Raw genomic sequence first — 18,655 nt, 5'->3', positions numbered from 1 at the left:
ATATTTTTTAAACAAATTCCGATAATAGGACGTTATGTTAACCTAACATGAATATCCTATACATTTAATTTGGCACGCTCGCTATGCTCTTTCATAATTAAATTCTGTAAAGGCAAACTAACCCAAAAAGCCTTTGGAGGAACTTATGAGCCAGTTTATCGTAGCAGTAGTAATATGTATGACCATTGTTGTAAGTCCGTATCAGGCACAAGCAAGTACATCGGCATCCCTACCATGCAGTGTTATACTAAATCCACTCAACAAAGTAGACAAAAATGCCAAAGGAGTTGCTTTGGTCTATAAAGTGAAGTTAACAGCAAGTTTTCCACGAACAAACATAAGCATTCTGGGTGTACACCTACCTAACCCAAACACTTTGGGTAATTATGATACATACGAAGGTTTTGCCTTCATTCCAGAGAAAATTAGTTGGCGATTCAGACTCTATCCTTCTGAAGAAGATGATGGTCCTACTTGGGCCGGGAGAATTGACATTATTACAGCAGAAATGAAAGGGGTACAGATTCAAGTACGCCCATCCAATTCCAAGACCGAGAAGTTAGGATTACCTGTTTTAACAAACAGTATCAAAGCCTGTAAATGAAGAGAAATCCATACAACTTCCAATAACGGTAATTATGTAAATTTAAGTTGTTTTCAAAGTAGATATACCTAGTAGAAATTCTTGAATTGTGCCCGTTTGTTGAAGTTTAATTTTCATTATACTTTTGTACTGAGTCCAGTGCTTTTTTTAATTCGTCTGATTTTTGAGTGCCGATTACTACTGTGTTATATTGCAACTTTAACTCTATACCTTTATTTCCATTCATGTTATAGGCTTTTTCATTTTTAAGGTTAAAACGAATTCCCCATCCTCCAAATCTTTTTAGTGGACTGTAAGTAATGCATTCATAATGATGTATATTTTTGAAAAGGTACTGCTTATATTGAAAATGAAAAGGAACAAAACGAACATAAAGACCTTTTTCACGGACCTCAATGATCAGTTTCAATACTCCAAGCATTAATACAGGAAAGGCAATCCCGAAAAACAACCACATAACAATTAATACACCATTAGGGGCTGGTTTATTTCCAAACGGGATATCAAGAATAATTTGTTGAATAAATCCATACCACATCAGTATGGCGATCCCCAATATGAGTATCCATACCCAAATTGGGGATCGCTGAACCTCACGAAAGATAACTTGTTCTTCTTGTTTCATTAATGATTGTTACCTCCTAAATGGTTTATTTTTTCTCACTCATTTTAAGCCGTTTTGCACTTCCGAAAAATGCGCTTCCAATTATGAATATAACGGAAGAAAGATACATTGTTATCCCTGAGTATTTATTATCAAACATTGTAATATTAAGTAAATTAATGAACATCATCAATATAAGTGATATGTACAATCCATTAATATACTTCATTTCCCCCACTCCTTTACTCTACTTTTTTTCGAAAACCTCTATGTGATAAATAGTGGTTTCTAAAGGTATTATTCAGAATGTCCTTTTCCCTATTTTACCATTTGAGAGAGTTGATATGTTGTTTGTTTTCGGTTGAATATTGTATACACACTCGGTTAACATAACGTCTCATTATCGGTAGCAAGGACAAGGAGGTTCCCTTCCTCTCACAAGGGAACCTCCTTTTTTTGTTCTATGGATCTATGCATTTTTTTATACATTCCTAGCCTGGCGCGGTTTTAGGGTTCTTGTTTGTTATTGGATTAGCCAAAAAGCTGTATAAAATCTTGAATGCTCTTAGCGTGGTTTTTTCCCAAAATGCTGGCGGTACCCCATGCCCATCAACCTAAGATTTTTAATTCCCCCCATAACGAAAATTTTATACATCGTTGACTGTTGATAATGATGCGTTATGTAAACCTTGCATGAATAAGTTAAATATCATCATTTCCTCGCTTCTCCCTATATTTTATATATTGGCATACCAAACATGCTTATATCATATATTGGTACAAGCAATCATATATACATTATGGTACATAAAACAATAATCAAGGTAGTACAGTACCAGATTGTAAGGAGAGAGGAGCATGTTTTATGGAATCACGACCTACGAAGAAAACTGGGCATAGGAATATACCGCAGCCTATAAGAGATGATGGTGCTGGTGCGACCGATCTTGGCCCCCGGGACGTCATGCGGGATATTGAAAATCCTGATATGCTAGTTCCGCCAGCCACTGATGCGGGATTGATCCCTAACTTAAAGTTCTCTTTCTCCGACACACATATGCAATTAAATCATGGCGGTTGGTCTCGGGAAGTGACAATAAGAGAACTACCAATTGCGACAACTCTTGCAGGCGTTAATATGCGTCTGACACCAGGTGGTGTGCGAGAGTTACACTGGCATCAACAAGTAGAGTGGGCTTATATGATTTTAGGTCGGGCACGTATTACCGTGGTTGATCAGAATGGGCAGAACTTTATAGCAGATGTCGAGGCAGGTGATTTATGGTATTTCCCCCCGGGAATTCCACATTCAATTCAAGGACTAGAGGAAGGCTGTGAGTTTCTTCTTGTTTTCGATGATGGCAATTTCTCGGATCTTAACACCCTATCTATCTCAGATTGGTTCGCGCGCACACCAAAAGATGTATTGGCGAAGAATTTTGGTGTATTGGAAAACGCCTTTGCCCATATCCCAACACATCAACGATATATTTTCCAAGAACAGGTACCCGGACCCCTGGAAACCCAGAAAGTACCGGATCCTTACGGTACTGTGCCAGAGAGCTTTACATATAAACTACTTTCACAAAAGCCGATAGTAACCCCAGGTGGAACTGTACGAATAGTTGATTCTTCTAACTTCCCTATTTCAACTAATATCGCAGCAGCACTGGTTGAAATTAAACCCGGCGGAATGAGGGAAATGCATTGGCACCCGAATAACGATGAGTGGCAATATTACCTCACAGGTATGGGTCGTATGACTGTGATGGGAAGTAATGGTAATGCTCGCACATTCAATTACCGTGCTGGTGATGTAGGATACGTACCGTTTGCTTTCGGACACTATATTGAAAACACCGGTGGCGAAAGCCTTTGGTTTCTAGAGATGTTCAAGAGTGACCGCTTCGCTGATGTGTCGTTGAATCAGTGGATGGCATTAACTCCGCATGAGTTGGTTCAGGACAATTTGCATGTAGGAAGCGAGCTGATGGACGTGCTGCGAAAACAAAAATGGCCTGTCGTCAAATAGAAGATTGTGTTTTCCGTTGTTAACTATTCATTCATCTGGATTCTAAATCAGATATTCCCCCCTAGCTTCGCTTCAAAAAGTATTGATAAAAGAAAGGACGATGAAATATGTATCGTAAATTGACCTTCGTCATTATTCATGGTTCCTGGGCTGACGTCAGCCAATTTGATGGAGTCGCTGCCGAGCTTCACAAGCTTGGCCATTCGGTTTATGTGCCTGAATATCCAGGTCACGGTGTCCTGACAGACAATAACGTAACTCACGAGCAAATCACGAATGCAGTCATCGAATATATCGAGAAAAGAGGTTTGAAACATATCGTTTTGCTCGGACATAGCTTCGGCGGAACGATTGTCGCAACAGTAGCCCAGCAAATCCCGCATCGAATTGACCGTCTCGTATTTTCTAACGCATTTGTTCCTCTAGACGGACAAAGCTTGTACGATCAACTTCCGCCGCCTCTTCAAGAAACATTCAAACAACTGACCGATGCTTCAGGTAACAATACGATCATGCTTCCATTTCTACTGTTCCGCGATGCCTTCACAAACACAGCCACCTTAGAAGAAGCGACATCGATGTACCACAAAATTATACCGGAACCTGCAGGGCCTTTATTTCAAAAGCTAAATTTGAAAAAGTTCTACAATCTACAAATTCCGAAAAGCTATCTCAATCTGACGGAAGATATCGCTCTTCCGCCCGGATCATTTGCTTGGCATACGAATCAATCCAGTCATCTCGGTTTTTACCGATACATTGAAGGCAACGGAGACCACTTTACGACCTTCTTCAGGGAACCGAAAATGATCGCCAAGAAATTCGTGGAAGCCGGCAGACCATAAATAACAACACCGAGGGTTTGAAGCCCTCCAGACTGAACGATCACAAAAAAATCTACGTTTAATGTGGGGTTCAATCGAGATACGTGCAAATTTCGATTGAGCCCCTTTTTTAGCTTGATGACGGTACCCCATCGCTATCAAGCTAAGAAAAAGAAATGCGCCCTCAAATGAAAAAACGCGCTATTCTTTCTGTAGAATCATAGGAAAGGATAACGTTTTTTTCGTTTTATAGATAGTGTAAAACCTTAGTGTAGCTTTAAAATAAAGTTTGATTATTTCTGGTTATATAACCATAGTAATAATGGACAAATCTTATAAGTTTTGTCCATTATTACTATATTTCCAATAAATTAATTCTGTATCTCTGTGATCCATTTGGAACCCTAATTTCACCAAAACATTTTCTGAATTGATATTATCAAGTTCACATCTGGCTGTGATATATTTGACCTCATCATGATTTGAGGCCCAGTTTAATAATTTTTGGGCAGCTTCAAAACAATAACCTTTGCGTCGTTGACTTTCATTAATAGCAAAGCCAATCTCAATCATACCGTCTAAATCGGGATTACCAAAAAATCCAATGCCGCCAACTATTTCTTTGGTATCTTTCGCCACAATGATCCAGGAGTCAAATCCTTTAGTTCCATTATTTTTAATCAGAAGTTCCCGAAAGTAGGGTAAAGCTTCAAAAAAATCTGCACCTGGCCACTCACCGTTGGTTTTGTATCCCATTGCTTTGATTGCCTGTATATCACGCTGGGCCGCAGCCTCAATTAGATTAAGATCAAGGGTTTTTAAAATCAGTCTATTAGTTTCAAGCTTCATATTAAGTTCACCTTTCTTTTAGATACTAGTTTCATGGAAAATCCTATAGAGGGGAGATAACGTGCCAAGTGTTTCTCATATAGCTGTCAATGTTGCAATGAATTATAAATCGAATAATCTACTTCACCTGAAATATTCTCCAGCCCATTTTCATACAACTCAATAGCCATTAAGTTTTCCACAGAAGGCGGAAGATTTTTCTTGGACGCATAGATACCGAATTCAGTTGATGTACTAAATCCAAAGCGTTGATAATATTGATAATCTCCCTCAACAATAATTCCCTTATATCCCATTTTAGTTGCAAATTTAATACCTTCCTGCAACATATACTTACCAATACCCTGGCGTTGTTTATTAATTGCCACTGAAACAGGTGATAACATTAGTATTTCATTTTCAAATCTATTACTAATGGGAAGTTTTGAAAGCATAAAGTGTCCTATAATAATCCCTTCTTCCTCAACAACTAAATCAAGTTCAGGAATATAAAATGGTTTTTCTCTGATTTCCCTCACCAAAGCTTTTTCAGCTATTCCATTTGAATAGTTAGTATTTTTGAATATCTCGTATACAAAGTCATCAATAAAACTATATTCTTCTTTTTTAACGACTCTTAACTTCATTAATTCACCTCTCTTGATGCCTTTTTAAGGTTATTATTAATAATTCTTTAAAAGTTGGAGAACCCCTGTTTCAACCGCCCTATATTTAAATAAAAAGGGCGTATACCGTATATTTTTTTGTTTTAGGGGCGTTATAAAATTCTTAAGTTGATGAATATAGTGTAGCGTCAGAAAAGTGCGGCTCTACATCGTTAAGGAAATTTCAATATTAAAAAGCCTAATTTCTCAATTTAATGCGAAGAAATTAGGCTTTTTACATTGCTCCATTAAAGCGCCAGCTAGGAAAAAAATAACGAACAAAAAACTATCATCTAATAGGAAAGACTAACCTCTGTCCATTAATGATAAATATTTATGTACAATAGCTTGAGAGAGGCATGTTGATGAGTCAATAATGGAAATATCATTGGATTTTTTATCTGTAATAACATTTAAATCTGTACATGCAATGATAGCGGTATCAATCGTTTCAGCTAATTCTGAATAGAGTTCATCCCATAATTGAAGGGACTCATCAATTTGGCCTTGTTTAATCTTTGCTATTATTTGATTCACACAGGTTTGCCAACGATCTTGATGTAAGAAATCATAACCTTCTCTCACTAAAGCATCTTGAAATATTCCAGACTGAACCGTTGGATTGGTGGCTAAAAGAGCTACCTTTTTTGAGTTTTTTGGTATTTCCTTTATTGTTTCATCAATCATGTTTAATACGGGAACTGAAACTGAGTTTTTAATTTGGTTAAAATAGATATGTGCCGTATTACATGGGATAGCAATAAAATCAACATCTGTTTTTTCAAGTCTACGAGCCGCTTTTATTTGCTTTTCAGCTCGTTTTCATATAAGTTTATAAAGTTTAAATTCCTTTGTTATCACGTAATTCAACGATTGTTCCTTCAGGCGCTTTTAACTTACATAAGTGACCATTTTCTACTTGATATATAATCTCACCATTTTTCAAAACAACATGGGTGTTCAATTCTTTTAATCGTTCAACCTCTTGCTGAAGATTTTCTACCCACAAACAGAAATGGACAAGCCCTTCACTATTTGAATTGGTTACGGGTAGCTCCTCCCCCTGCTTACCCTTTTGTAATTCGATATAAAACGCACCTAACTTCAACCAGGTATTAAATGCACGTCTGTGAAAATTTGGTGACTCTTGGACAATTATAAAACCCAACGCTTTTGTATAAATCTACGTTTTGCTGGCGGTCCCTCTTATACAATCTTTAAAGTTACCTCAATGTTTCCTCTTGTCGCATTAGAATATGGACATACTTGATGGGCTGCTTCTACAAGTTCCTTTCCTGTTTCTTTATCTACACCTTCTATTTCTACTTCAAGTTCAACTGCAAGTTTAAATCCGTTGCCTACATCATTTTTTAAAATGGAAACATTTGCGGATACTGCTGTTGCCGTTACACCTTTTACCCGTTTTGTACGAATCACAAGGTTTAATGCCGAGTCAAAGCAAGCGGAGTAACCAGCTGCGAATAATTGTTCTGGATTTGTCCCATATCCGCCTGAACCTCCAAGTTCTTTCGGTGTTTTAAGATCTAAATCTAATACGTTGTCAGAAGAAACTACTCGTCCATGTCTGCCGCCTACCGCTGTTGCTCTTGCTGTATATAAAGCTGTCATTTTACATTCCTCGTTTCTTTTTTAAATTTCCCAAAATTCAATTGCGCACAATTGAATTTTAAACAATATAATTTGAAATGTCAATTATCATTTTAAACATTTTTCACCGTTAGGTTGGCAACACATTACTTTGACCGGTGATTATGTATGGAATCTAAAATAGCGTAACACTCAACATTTGTTCATGGATTTTCGTTTAAACGAAAATAAAAATAGAGTCTCAGGAACAGGATCCTGAGACTCTATTTTTATTTTAAAAAGGACAGCATAATTTTCTCTAACTCTTGTTTACTTAAATTATCTGCAAGAATTATGACTTGATAAGCACTATTCTTTCCTTTTGCAGGAACAATCATTTTCATTACCTTATATTTTTCCTCTGTATCGAGACTTTCAATTAAATTTATTTTTGTACCTTCTAATTCATAATGTGTTATCTTTTCATTATTCGCCGCGTCCTTGTTTTCTCCCTGATCATCAACGGCTGATTGATGCACAAGATAACTAGAATCTTCATTTTGATATTGAGAAACAATATCGGGATTCATTTTTTCAGTAGTCATCGGTGTTTGAACATCTTCTCCAGTTAGTTTATACCCTGTTACTACATAAGTAGGTGTCTTAATTGGAAAATCAAGATATTCCTGTGCTTCCTTTTTAGTTAATCTAAAATGTGAATAAATTTTCTGTCTGAATGGTCCGAGTTCTTCACTATTTTTCTCATATTTTTTTTGCTCTTCTGAGTCTAATTTTTCAGGACTTCCTACTAACCTTACTTTTTTACCTAAAATATGTGCTTCTGTTTCCAAAGTAATGAATCGATCAAATTCTTCTTTCGTAAACAGATTCCTCGCCACTCCAAACTCTGTAAGTAGAGTATTATATTCTCCTTCTGAAACAAAAAATTCTGCTTCTGCTTGTTCTTTTGTACCAATCATTTTTTCTACAATTTGCTGTATAGGAATATCGGTTTGTGTTTTTAATTCTTTCATATTATTTTTCACTTCTATTTGTTGTTTCTCAGGGTTAGCCGGCTTATCGGCACGGGCATTTAATAAGGATACGGAGGATACTACAATCACTGCTACAACTCCTAGCGCAGACCAACGATACGAATTTTTTTTGAATTTTTTAATCATTAGAATTCTCCTTTTTAACATTCTTTTGTTTTTACTAAAATTTGCCACGCTCGGTACTTGATAATAACCTGAGTAATGTTCCAAAAGGCTAATAATAGTATGTCCATACGCAATTTGTTCCTCTGAATTTATACATGTAAGAGCTAATGCATCACATGCTAGTTCTTGATCTTCCCGCATACATGAGTAGGCATACCATAGAATTGGATTAAACCAATTTAAAATTAGTAAGCCATGCATAAGCCAGTTCACACCGACATCTCTTCGTTTGATGTGAGCTAATTCATGATAAAAAATATATCGTAATTGTTGCTCATCTAATATTTTTATATGTACAGTTGACAATAACAACTTGGGACGAATAAATCCAAACACTGTTGGACTGGAAACCTTTCCAGATACAAATAGAGGGATATTCCGTTGAATAGACATAGATTGCTTACACTTTTCAAAAATCTGGACAATCTTCTCGTCTGTAATAACAGGTTGTTTTTTTATGTAAAGTAATAAACGCCTGTTCATTATAAAAGTAGCAACACTTAGAAGGATAACGCCAGTAAGCCAAAAATACATACAGATTGTATAGAATGGAATCGTCTCATCATCCTGCTTTTCATTCATGCCTGTTTGTGTCTTGTTTGCCTGAGCAGTTTTTGTTGAATTTGAGGTATAAGTATCTTCTTTTGTGAGAACCTTTGTATCGTCTACATCTTTTAATTCTTGCATACGTTCTTTTGTAAGAAAATTAGCTACAGGATTTCGGCTAGAAATGAATGCATCATCTTTCTTGTATGTAAGAACAGAATAGATACTATAGGAGCTATCTGGCGACCAAGGTAATACAAGTCTTATAATTAATATAATCCATAGCATATATTGCCAACGTGGCGTTAACTTATTTCTAAACAAGACCTTGATACACAAAATTAGGCCCACTAATATACTAGCCATAATGGAAGTCTCAATCATCCAATCAAAAAAAGCAGGTAGATAGATATTTATAAATTTTTCTATCACTATAATCTATCCTTCCTCTGATTTTCCTCAGTTTTCTCATCCAGAATACGTTTAAGTTCGTTAATATCTTCTGAAGACAGCTTTTCTTCTTTCAAAAAATTTACAAGCAAAGGTTTAAATGCTGCACCATAGAAACGTTTAAGTAAAGATTTCGTTTCCACTTGTAAATAACTATCTTGCGATACCAAAGGATAATAAGCATACATACGCCCTTTATCTTGATGATAAGCAACTGCTTCTTTATGGACTAATCGGTTCATTAGCGTCCGAATCGTTTTGGGTTTCCAATTCATTTTCACCTCCAACGCTTCAATTACCTCATTTGCCGTTTGTGGAGAGTTCGACCACAGTACTTTCATAATTTCTAATTCAGCTTCTGAAATTTTAGGTAATTCTTTCATTAGTTAATATTTCACCTCTTTGGATTACAAATGTAATCTCCAACTGAATATTACACTTGTAATCTCTTGTTGTCAATCTTATTTTATATTTGTGGAATCCTTTCCTATACCTACCAATATAAGAACGCAATAAATTAACAGAAGTATAAACTCTCGTGTCTTCCTAATGAGACATGAAAGTAGATCCTTCATAAATATTTATGTCAGAAGACTCCCTACCTAATTTGTTTAATGGTGGGATAGCGCTAGTAAATTGATGAGAGATACTGTCGAAAAAAGATAAAAATGATCCGATTATTTCAGTGGATTTTATATAAACTTTTATATAAAATGTTTATGTATAACCAAACAAAAATGTATTTAGTTTATTGTATCGTTCAAAAACTAAAAATAATTGATGAATACTGTTAATACCAATAACAACATGAATCATTACGGAAAACATACCTTCATAAGTGAAATACTAAAAAAATTGAAAAGACAACACTTTGAATCCTTGAAAAAAGTTACAACCCTATGAAAAACAAGTTTGTAACCAAAAATAGCCTGAAAAGAGGGAGAAAATTATGGAACAAAGGAAATATTCAGTAACACCTCAAGATCGAATGAATTATATACTAGGTCTTTATTCCGCAAATCAACAAATTAATGCCGTTCTTTATTTTCCTATAGGTATATCGAAAAAGGTACTTGAACAATCAGTAAGGATAACGTTACAATTACAGCCCGTTTTAAACAGCCGTTTTGTAGAAAGTGATATACCTTACTGGGAGGAACATTCATCTAGTACTAACTCACCAATTTGTTTTTTTGCAGAAGGAAATGATCAAAATCTTGAAACGATGGCAATAGATTTTATTAAGCAATCTGGAGATCCTATTCAGGGGCCAATGGTTCAGACAAAATTATTACAAGGTACTTCAACAAATATGTTAGTTGTGAAATTATCTCACCTTTGTTCAGATGGTGCTGGAGTCAAGGAATATATTAATTTACTGGGAGCGATTTATACTCAACTTTCTCTGGGGCGGTCTAAGGATGAAATTATAAAGAGATTTAATGAAGAAAATGACGGTTTTCGTGATCAATCCCCTGTATTCGAATATACTGGAATAACAGACATCAAAAGTGCGTATCGTCCCAGCCAAGAACAACAAGCAGCATTATGGTCTTTTCCATCTCAACCTAATAAAAATACTTATCCCAAAATGGCCGTGCGACGGTTAAGCCATGAGCAAACTCTACGTTTAACCCAATGGACAAAAGCACAACAAGCTACCTTAAATGATGCCATCATGACTGCATACTTCCGCTCTTTATCACATTTCGCTGTGTATGCAGAACCTCGCACCGCAGAAAAAATGATTGGTTTAACAATTGATTTACGCCGATATCTCCCTAATCATACAACTCGTTCAATTTGCAACTTATCCGGGATGGAAATGCCAGTGATTAAAATGGAAAATGATGAATCATTTAATCAAACTCTAGTTCGAGTCAAAGAATCAATGGCTACAATAAAATCTCAAAATCCAGGTCTTTCTTCAGCTGCAGGAATGGAGTTACTGGCAAGTAAAAAGCTATCTGAAGTGAAGGAAATGTATAAACAGCAATACGAACTGGCTTTACAAATGGGAATGGCTTTACCGTTACTTACTAATTTCGGATCGATAGCTGATGAACCTATTAAGTTTGGTGAAGTTCAAGCTCAGGACGGGTATATAACATCACCAATTATGTATGCACCATTCTTTACAATGGGTGCAAGCTCTTACAATGGGAGACTTACATTTACAATTGGTTATCATTCGCCAGATACTGCAAAAGAAAAGGTAGAGCAATTTTTAGAAAGTGTGGTCAATCAACTATTAAAGTTGTAATGGGAGTATCATCCTAAGCTCAATAAGTTAAATTTAGCCAAGAAGAATCCTTCCTCAAGGAATGCGAAGTGAGTATGTGAGAGATGAACTGTCTTCGGACATAGGATGAAAGGAAGCCAGTTTAGTTGTTCGCCATACATGGGGTACCGGCCCGTTCCCATTAACCTAATAAAACAGATGTGAGATACTTCAAAATATTAGCTTGATGCACATGGTTCGGTGCCCTCATATGCTTGGATTAAAATCATTACAAACAGCTTTTTAAAAAAATGCTGCAATAGAAGTTATGCATATAATTAAAAAAGGACAAACTATCCAAGTTGAATAGTTTGTCCAAAATTATAAACTCTATGGTTTAACAATATATAATTCAGTTCCGCTAAAGTCTTTTATTCTCTTTTCATATCCTACTATTTTTGCATCCGAACGAACAATAGTTAATTAGAATAATGACTTAATACTTGCTAGAACAGTCAGTATTCCTATAACAATTACAAATACATTACTCATTTTCCCTCTGTATTTTGCTAGTACTGGTACTTTACGAATCGCATACATCGGTAATAGACATAAGATAGCAGCGACTAACGGACCGCTAAGAGCATCAATGATTCCAAGAATACTTGGATTTGTATAAGCAACATACCAGCATGTTAATATGACAAAAGTAAGAATCATTGTCTTAACTGTTTTCTCTCCTATATCTTTCCCACGTTTTTTACCGGACTTGATAATCATGTCACGCATTACCTCATACGCTCCTATATAATGGCCAAGGAAAGACTTTGTAATTGCCACAAATGCAATGATCGGAGCCGCAATAGTGATTACTGGTGAATTAAGCTCATTAGCAAGATATGATAGGATTGACAAGTTCTGTTCTTTTGCCACTTTAAGATCATCTGGAGTCAAACTTAAAGTACTGCTCCACACAAAGAACATAACAACAACGAATGTCATGATATAACAAACTTTTTGTATTTGAGCACACTTGGCATCAGTAGCGTCTATTCCATACGTAGCTCTCTGTTTCATAACAAATGACGAAATCATAGGAGAATGATTAAACGAGAATACTATGATTGGAAGTATCATCCAAATCATTCCAAAATATCCTGTTCCAGTTGAAGCAGTAGAAACACTTGAAAAACTTAGCATTGAAGTATTCCATTGTGGAATTAAAGATATTGCAATAAAAAGTAGAGAAGCAATGAAAGGATATACTAACATGCTCATTATCTTTACAGTAATATCTTGACCAAAATTCAGTATAGTGATAAGACCGAGTACTAATACAAGTGATAAAATGGCCCTTGGAGGCTCTGGCATGTGTAATTGATGCACAATAAAACTACTTGCAGTATTTGTAAGTGCAACCGAATACATCAGCACGATCGTATAAATTGAGACGAAATATACGATGTTAAAAATGATACTTGCTTTATTACCGAAATACTCTCTTATTGTTCCTGTAATCCCCTCGTCGGCAGAATTCGAAGCGTATATCATTTTAGCAAGCGCCCTATGTGAGTAATACATAACCGGATATGCAAGTATGGTAATTATCAGCAATGATAATAAACCACCTGAACCTGCATTAATAGGTAAGAAGAGTACACCTGCTCCAATTGCTGTTCCAAATAGACTCAATGCCCAGGTAGTATCCTGTTTATGCCACTTTTTAGGGTCTAGATATTTCTCATTTTTCACTGCAGTATTATCAACTTGAAATTCTATGTTTTTTGCAGTATTCCCATTCATATAATAATTCCTCCTAGTGTCCTATTCTTACTTCTCTATTTAAGGCATCGGAATATAGACCGTTCTTGAAAAATGAATTGCTTATAAAATGCGCTACATCGTATATCTTTCTTCTCAATTAGTCCAAATCAAAAAATTAGTGAAGCATTAACCTGACTAGGTTGTTGTCGCTTTCAAAACGTTTCAATTATATAGTATATTTCATTAGTAATTCCCCCAATATACAGACATCCTAAGGTAAACAATATACCCGGTAATTGTTCATTGATTAGATTATTTCTCCCCAAAGATTTTATTTTTAATGGCAATCCCTGTAGGTGTAGCCGCAATACCACCTAAACCTGTCTCTCTTAGTTCGCGAGGCATCTGTCTTCCAACTCTATACATGGCTTCAATAACTTCGTCAGCATTGATGAGATTGTTTACTCCGGCTAATGCGATGTCCGCTGCTGCTAAAGCATTTGCCGTTCCAATGGCGTTTCTCTTTACACAAGGAATTTCTACCAAACCCGCGACCGGATCACAAACTAAACCGAGTAAATTTTGTAATGCAATCGAAAAAGCTTCAGAAGATTGCTGTGGCGTCCCACCCGCAGCTTCTACCGCAGCAGCAGCCGCCATCGCTGAGGCACTACCTACTTCAGCTTGACATCCTCCGTACGCTCCTGAAATACAAGCGTTGTTTGCTACTATCGTTCCAAATAACGCTGATGTGAATAGAAAATGAATCATATCTTCATGACTAAACTCCAACGTATCTTTAATACTAAATAGGACTCCCGGAATCGTCCCACTCGCACCTGCTGTTGGAGTTGCACAAATAGCTCCTAATGCAGCATTTACTTCATTAACACCGATAGCACTTTGAATCCCTAACACCATCAAATCTCCAGAAAGAGTTTTCCTATTTTCTCGATAGTTTTTAATTTTAACAGCATCACCTCCAGTTAAACCAGTTGGAGAAAATACCCCATCGCCCTCAATACTTTTTTTTATAGCATTTTTCATAGTCGCCAAATTTCGTTCCATTTTACTCCAAACTTCTCCATAAGTAGATTTAGTTTGTTCTATTTCCTGTTCAATTGCTAATTCATAAATTGGCTTTTGGCTTTTATTAGCTGTCTCCACAATTTCTTTTATGGCCATATACATTTTTGTCACTCCTTCATGTAACTAAAGAATAATCAGATTAGCTATATTACTTAAACTTCCTAATTCCTCCTGGACATTACTAGGCAATAGCGAATCCAATGCGAATGCATATAAATATTTCCTATTTCCTTCTAAACTATGAAAGTTATTAATTTCCACATCATATTGTTTAAAAATCCTACGTAAAACAAATTCAAAGTCAGCTTTTTCGGAAATTGCAATAATAACTGGCAATGGCCCCTGCAAATCTAAACTAAATCCGTCAATTTCGACATGTTTGATTTCAATTAATCCACCGCCGACAGAGATACCCATCGTTCTAATACTTCGACTTTCATCCTCTAAATATACATCTGCCGTATTTGGATGATCAGCTGGACTATCACCCGCTTTTTCAATAAAGGTAATATCGATTCCTTTAGATTCTGCTATTTTAATAGCATCTGGGACTTTGCTGTCATCGGCTGCAAATCCTAATATCCCAGCAATAATCGCAAAATCCGTTCCATGCCCTTTATGGGTTTCAGCAAATGATTCATAATACCTTACCACGACTTTTTTTGGAAGACCTTGAAATAATTTATTGGCAACTGTTCCAATAGCCAAAGCCCCTGCAGTATGAGAACTCGAAGGACCTATCATTACCGGACCAATCACATCAAAACAACTTTTGTATTTAATAACCTTTTTTTCTTTAATAGATGCCACATTTATGTTCATATAAGCACCCCCATGATTTATGATTTTTAATTGCAGTTGAATCTACGTTATTAGAATAATTAATTCAAAATAAGATTATATTGATAGCGCTTTCTTTTAATGTTGAATAAATTTCCTTTCTGATCACACATCCTTTATAGAGTAATCGTATTAATATGTCCAATTTAAGAAAATTACTTGTAAGGCCTTTAGAAATTTTGTACCAATACTAGGATTGATATTTTATCTAGAGGTAATAAACTATCTCTCGACGCCCTCATTATAACTTGTATATTTATGAGTTCAATGTTTTTTTATTTTTAGAAAGATTGAATAAACAGAATCTTGAATGGGTAATAAATTACACTCAGCATGTAGCAATTATGTCCTTTGTTTGAAGCTGTATTAGTTAATAGAAAAGTAAAAATAACACAGCATTCCTTTCATTAACACAATGATTATATTGAAAAATCCTTATAAAGATATTTATATTGTCCTTTGTTGGAACATCTTATTTTGGACATGTAAGCTGTTGCATTAAATGATCCACGTAGTTGGAAAGGAATACATGAATGAAATATAAAACAATTTACGTATATTAATTATTTATTACGTATTAATATTTATTATCAGAAAAGCGGAACTTCTTTTTTGTGAATCTAAACATAAAGTAATAATTTAGCAGTATTCACTACTTTAAATTTAATTTATTCTTCTTATAACTGCACAGTATTGTGCCGGTTTTGGTGCAAATAAAAGATAAGTTCCAAATAACAATAGGGATCCCTAGTGAAATCCGTTTTATACTGTTTTCATTTGAAAAATTCTATTCAAAACGCAAATAAACAAGAGCTATTTCAGCCCTTGTTTATTTATAAATCCTCTATATCATATTCGGTATATCCCTCATAATAGTAACTAATATCAATGCCTCTCATGAATACTTCACGGCTATTAATTTTATCTACTAGTGCACTTTGGAGTAAATGTCTAATTTCAATATCTTTAATCGGGCTGCGTTCCATTGCCAGTAAATAATCTTCTTTATCAATTCTATTCCAGTCAATCACCTGTTGAATTTCATTCTTAAAGATTAAATCTAACCATATTCTAGTCGCCCTACCATTTCCTTCTCTAAAAGGGTGGGCAATATTCATTTCAACATACTTCTCAACGATTTCATCAAAGGTTGTTTGTGGCATAACGTTTATATGTTCTAGTGAATGACTTAGATACATAACAGGAGCAAATCGAAAGTTCCCCTTCGCTAGGTTAACCTTTCGAATCTTTCCAGCAAAGAAATAAATATCCTCAAATAGATAATTATGAATATCGGAAAGACCTTTAAATGTGCCAACTTCTATGTTGTTTATTTCTCCTGAATCATATAAATCTTTGGCTTTTATTTTTGATAGTCGTTCTTCCACCCGATTCAATTCCAACTGATTTTTGATACCTAATTCATTTTCTAGCACGGTCATTCTCCTCTTTTTCTGCCATTAATTCTTTTAGCATAACCAAATCCCCTTGTGTGGCTATATTCTTGATGAAGCTTCTAACCATAGTTTTATAATTTGGGTATTTCGCTTATTTTGGATTACGTTTTTTATAGTTTTTGTGGCTTCATTTTGCGCCTTGCTGTATGCCATTCTCTTCCTCACTTTCACGTCTAAAAGCATATTATATATGAGACTTAGTAATATATTTAAGCGAAAGACAAGCTAGAGACAAAGACCTAGTCTATGGCCATATCAAATATATAATTTTAGATTTTATCGTTTCAAAATATTTATCTTCTTTGAAGAAGATAAATTAGAGAGTCTGAATATTTAATTATTTTTTCATTTTCTTAACATTAATGTATATTCATATTATTCTAAAAACAAACTTTAATTTCAGTTAATTAGGCTTCATATTCTCAATTGTTACAATGAATTTTACATGTTTTTATACAAATATGAATAACTCAGTATCCTAATTTTAATACCCTGATGATTAAAATTAGGACATAGTACGTGATTAATTTCCCACTATCGTCTAAATCTACATAGGAATATAAATTTTTAAATATTCAATTAATTAATTTTGATAAGTTACTCATATTAATTAAAATAAAATGAAAATAAACTGTATTTAATTGTGTAAAAAACACATAATTAAATACAGTAATAATCATTATAAAATTCATATCAACATATCAGCGAAAGCAGATCCAACGTTATTTTTACGCTTCATATGCTTCTCTAAATATATTTTTGTGGTTTGAATATTTTCGTGACCGAGTGTTTGCATTAAATGATATAAATCTGCATTTCCTTGTTCTACTGCCATAATTGCAAAAGCATGTCGAAATGTATGTGCGGTTACTGGATTTTCACGATATTGTAAGAACTCTAAGTTTGTCTTTTTTATCATATCTGTTACCTGGTTTGATAGTGTTTTAGAGTTATATGCACTTCCTCTTTGATTAATAAATAACGGACTCTCATCTCCTTTTTCCAATACCGTTTGGAAACCTCTTCTTCTCCTCACCTCACAAATACATTGGTATAAATGTTCTGAAACGAAAAGTTCACGCACTTTGTCCCCTTTTCCCCTAACCTTCAACCAATACTTTCCATCATAGTGTAAATCTTTTACTCTTGCAGTACACAACTCCTGAATACGCGCACCAGTACTTGCTAACGCAAGTATTATTGTATAGTTTATTAAATGTCCTCTTTCTTTATAAAAACCTAATATTTTCATGACTTCCTCATAGGATAAATCCCGATTTGGCCGATCTTTTTCATTTACATTTGCACGCTGTAATTCTTCATGAAGTGGTTTTTCAATATACCCAAATACATGAAGATGTTTTAAAAAAGAACGAATCAATACCGTTTTCTTCGCCAATGTTGCAACAGCATACGTATTCCCGCCTCTACCATTTTGTACATTTTTCAACCAGTAATTAAATTTACGAATATGCCAAGGCTGTAATGTTTTTAATAAGGATGTATTTCGTTGAACTTCTTCCCCATCCACTTCAAACTCTTCTGCATGCTGTACCATACATTCGCAAAATGATATTATTTCAGACACATAACTCTTTATTGTATCCTCCTTTCTATTTTTGTTTTCATCCATATCATTTTGTAAATGTACAAAATGATATATCACTTCAAGATCACCTAGAAATTCATATTTTCCCTTTCCTTCTTTTTCTGCTACCTCTATCTTTTGTTCCATATCATTCATATAACGCTTATTATACATAAATGAAGTTATATCTTTTATATTGTCTAAATATGTATCTGTAAATTCTTTTTCATTTTTCAAAATAGGTAAAAGTCCTTTTTGATTTTTATCATCCATACCTATACATCACCTCTTCTTCTATAGATTTTAATTTTTATTATATTTATTAAGTATACTATG

General features: G+C 34.8%; 17 protein-coding genes and 1 pseudogene. 4 read left to right on the top strand and 14 right to left on the bottom strand.

Going from position 1 to position 18,655, the window contains the following annotated elements; genetic code table 11:
- Positions 1-145: 145 nt before the first annotated feature.
- A complete protein-coding gene (locus FS802_RS18275; protein ID WP_098708109.1) occupies positions 146-604 on the top strand; it encodes a YoqH family protein in 459 nt (152 codons plus the stop codon).
- A gap of 106 nt (positions 605-710) precedes the next feature.
- Here FS802_RS18275 and FS802_RS18270 read toward each other — a convergent pair whose 3' ends face one another.
- Positions 711-1,229 carry a DUF6141 family protein gene (locus FS802_RS18270; protein ID WP_098708110.1) on the bottom strand — a complete coding sequence of 173 codons (519 nt, stop codon included), beginning with the start codon at positions 1,227-1,229 and terminating at the stop codon, positions 711-713.
- 25 nt (positions 1,230-1,254) lie between these two features.
- Positions 1,255-1,437 (bottom strand): hypothetical protein, encoded by a 183-nt coding sequence (locus FS802_RS18265; protein ID WP_044741059.1) that lies wholly within the window; start codon positions 1,435-1,437, stop codon positions 1,255-1,257.
- A 636-nt stretch (positions 1,438-2,073) separates the two neighbouring features.
- Between FS802_RS18265 and FS802_RS18260 the strand changes: the two genes are divergently transcribed.
- A complete protein-coding gene (locus tag FS802_RS18260) occupies positions 2,074-3,240 on the top strand; it encodes an oxalate decarboxylase family bicupin (protein ID WP_098708111.1) in 1,167 nt (388 codons plus the stop codon).
- Between the two features lie 107 nt (positions 3,241-3,347).
- Positions 3,348-4,085 (top strand): alpha/beta hydrolase, encoded by a 738-nt coding sequence (locus FS802_RS18255; RefSeq protein WP_098681632.1) that lies wholly within the window; start codon positions 3,348-3,350, stop codon positions 4,083-4,085.
- 312 nt (positions 4,086-4,397) lie between these two features.
- Here FS802_RS18255 and FS802_RS18250 read toward each other — a convergent pair whose 3' ends face one another.
- From FS802_RS18250 to FS802_RS18220, 7 genes and pseudogenes are all read right to left on the bottom strand, one after another.
- Positions 4,398-4,913 carry a GNAT family N-acetyltransferase gene (locus FS802_RS18250; RefSeq protein WP_086406224.1) on the bottom strand — a complete coding sequence of 172 codons (516 nt, stop codon included), beginning with the start codon at positions 4,911-4,913 and terminating at the stop codon, positions 4,398-4,400.
- An 86-nt stretch (positions 4,914-4,999) separates the two neighbouring features.
- On the bottom strand, positions 5,000-5,539 hold the full coding sequence (locus tag FS802_RS18245; RefSeq protein ID WP_097820511.1) for a GNAT family N-acetyltransferase: 540 nt from the start codon (positions 5,537-5,539) through the stop codon (positions 5,000-5,002).
- A gap of 324 nt (positions 5,540-5,863) precedes the next feature.
- Positions 5,864-6,361, bottom strand: a pseudogene (locus FS802_RS18240) (aspartate/glutamate racemase family protein); the annotation flags it as partial.
- A 37-nt stretch (positions 6,362-6,398) separates the two neighbouring features.
- A complete protein-coding gene (locus tag FS802_RS18235; protein WP_222129164.1) occupies positions 6,399-6,665 on the bottom strand; it encodes a VOC family protein in 267 nt (88 codons plus the stop codon).
- A 98-nt stretch (positions 6,666-6,763) separates the two neighbouring features.
- Positions 6,764-7,186, bottom strand: coding sequence for an organic hydroperoxide resistance protein (locus FS802_RS18230; RefSeq protein ID WP_053513985.1), 423 nt, complete (start codon positions 7,184-7,186; stop codon positions 6,764-6,766).
- A gap of 248 nt (positions 7,187-7,434) precedes the next feature.
- On the bottom strand, positions 7,435-9,342 hold the full coding sequence (locus FS802_RS18225) for a M56 family metallopeptidase (RefSeq protein ID WP_144525323.1): 1,908 nt from the start codon (positions 9,340-9,342) through the stop codon (positions 7,435-7,437).
- Positions 9,342-9,743, bottom strand: a complete 402-nt coding sequence (locus FS802_RS18220) for a BlaI/MecI/CopY family transcriptional regulator (RefSeq protein WP_144525322.1) — start codon at positions 9,741-9,743, stop codon at positions 9,342-9,344. The genes FS802_RS18225 and FS802_RS18220 overlap by 1 nt, the downstream gene beginning before the upstream one ends.
- 566 nt (positions 9,744-10,309) lie before the next feature.
- On the opposite strand from FS802_RS18220, the gene FS802_RS18215 reads away from it, so the two are divergent.
- Entirely contained in the window at positions 10,310-11,623 is a 1,314-nt protein-coding gene (locus FS802_RS18215; protein ID WP_098654329.1) for a condensation protein, read from the top strand.
- A gap of 441 nt (positions 11,624-12,064) precedes the next feature.
- On the opposite strand, the gene FS802_RS18210 is transcribed toward FS802_RS18215, so the two are convergent.
- The 5 genes from FS802_RS18210 to FS802_RS18185 all read right to left on the bottom strand — a co-directional run bounded on the left by FS802_RS18210 (position 12,065) and on the right by FS802_RS18185 (position 18,592).
- On the bottom strand, positions 12,065-13,384 hold the full coding sequence (locus tag FS802_RS18210; RefSeq protein WP_098654328.1) for an aromatic amino acid transport family protein: 1,320 nt from the start codon (positions 13,382-13,384) through the stop codon (positions 12,065-12,067).
- 273 nt (positions 13,385-13,657) lie between these two features.
- Positions 13,658-14,536, bottom strand: coding sequence for an L-serine ammonia-lyase, iron-sulfur-dependent, subunit alpha (gene sdaAA / locus FS802_RS18205; RefSeq protein ID WP_098823199.1), 879 nt, complete (start codon positions 14,534-14,536; stop codon positions 13,658-13,660).
- A gap of 21 nt (positions 14,537-14,557) precedes the next feature.
- Positions 14,558-15,256 carry an L-serine ammonia-lyase, iron-sulfur-dependent subunit beta gene (gene sdaAB / locus FS802_RS18200; RefSeq protein WP_098654326.1) on the bottom strand — a complete coding sequence of 233 codons (699 nt, stop codon included), beginning with the start codon at positions 15,254-15,256 and terminating at the stop codon, positions 14,558-14,560.
- An 851-nt stretch (positions 15,257-16,107) separates the two neighbouring features.
- Positions 16,108-16,716 (bottom strand): protein adenylyltransferase Fic, encoded by a 609-nt coding sequence (fic, locus tag FS802_RS18195; protein WP_098654325.1) that lies wholly within the window; start codon positions 16,714-16,716, stop codon positions 16,108-16,110.
- Between the two features lie 703 nt (positions 16,717-17,419).
- Complete coding sequence (locus FS802_RS18185; protein ID WP_098654324.1) at positions 17,420-18,592, bottom strand: tyrosine-type recombinase/integrase; 1,173 nt, start codon at positions 18,590-18,592, stop codon at positions 17,420-17,422.
- Positions 18,593-18,655 lie beyond the last annotated feature (63 nt).

The sequence above is a fragment of the Bacillus sp. DE0042 genome (assembly GCF_007680225.1).
In the GTDB taxonomy this organism is placed as follows: Bacteria; Bacillota; Bacilli; order Bacillales; family Bacillaceae_G; genus Bacillus_A; species Bacillus_A wiedmannii.
This window is presented reverse-complemented; position numbering and strand designations above follow the sequence as displayed.

Coding starts and splice junctions, on each gene's coding strand:
- sdaAA (WP_098823199.1), bottom strand. CDS start 14,536: ATGTATATGGCCATAAAAGAAATTGTGGAGACAGCTAATAAAAGCCAA.
- FS802_RS18230 (WP_053513985.1), bottom strand. CDS start 7,186: ATGACAGCTTTATATACAGCAAGAGCAACAGCGGTAGGCGGCAGACAT.
- FS802_RS18255 (WP_098681632.1), top strand. CDS start 3,348: ATGTATCGTAAATTGACCTTCGTCATTATTCATGGTTCCTGGGCTGAC.
- FS802_RS18185 (WP_098654324.1), bottom strand. CDS start 18,592: ATGGATGATAAAAATCAAAAAGGACTTTTACCTATTTTGAAAAATGAA.
- fic (WP_098654325.1), bottom strand. CDS start 16,716: ATGACCGTGCTAGAAAATGAATTAGGTATCAAAAATCAGTTGGAATTG.
- FS802_RS18265 (WP_044741059.1), bottom strand. CDS start 1,437: ATGAAGTATATTAATGGATTGTACATATCACTTATATTGATGATGTTC.
- sdaAB (WP_098654326.1), bottom strand. CDS start 15,256: ATGAACATAAATGTGGCATCTATTAAAGAAAAAAAGGTTATTAAATAC.
- FS802_RS18270 (WP_098708110.1), bottom strand. CDS start 1,229: ATGAAACAAGAAGAACAAGTTATCTTTCGTGAGGTTCAGCGATCCCCA.
- FS802_RS18275 (WP_098708109.1), top strand. CDS start 146: ATGAGCCAGTTTATCGTAGCAGTAGTAATATGTATGACCATTGTTGTA.
- FS802_RS18250 (WP_086406224.1), bottom strand. CDS start 4,913: ATGAAGCTTGAAACTAATAGACTGATTTTAAAAACCCTTGATCTTAAT.
- FS802_RS18245 (WP_097820511.1), bottom strand. CDS start 5,539: ATGAAGTTAAGAGTCGTTAAAAAAGAAGAATATAGTTTTATTGATGAC.
- FS802_RS18210 (WP_098654328.1), bottom strand. CDS start 13,384: ATGAATGGGAATACTGCAAAAAACATAGAATTTCAAGTTGATAATACT.
- FS802_RS18215 (WP_098654329.1), top strand. CDS start 10,310: ATGGAACAAAGGAAATATTCAGTAACACCTCAAGATCGAATGAATTAT.
- FS802_RS18220 (WP_144525322.1), bottom strand. CDS start 9,743: ATGAAAGAATTACCTAAAATTTCAGAAGCTGAATTAGAAATTATGAAA.
- FS802_RS18260 (WP_098708111.1), top strand. CDS start 2,074: ATGGAATCACGACCTACGAAGAAAACTGGGCATAGGAATATACCGCAG.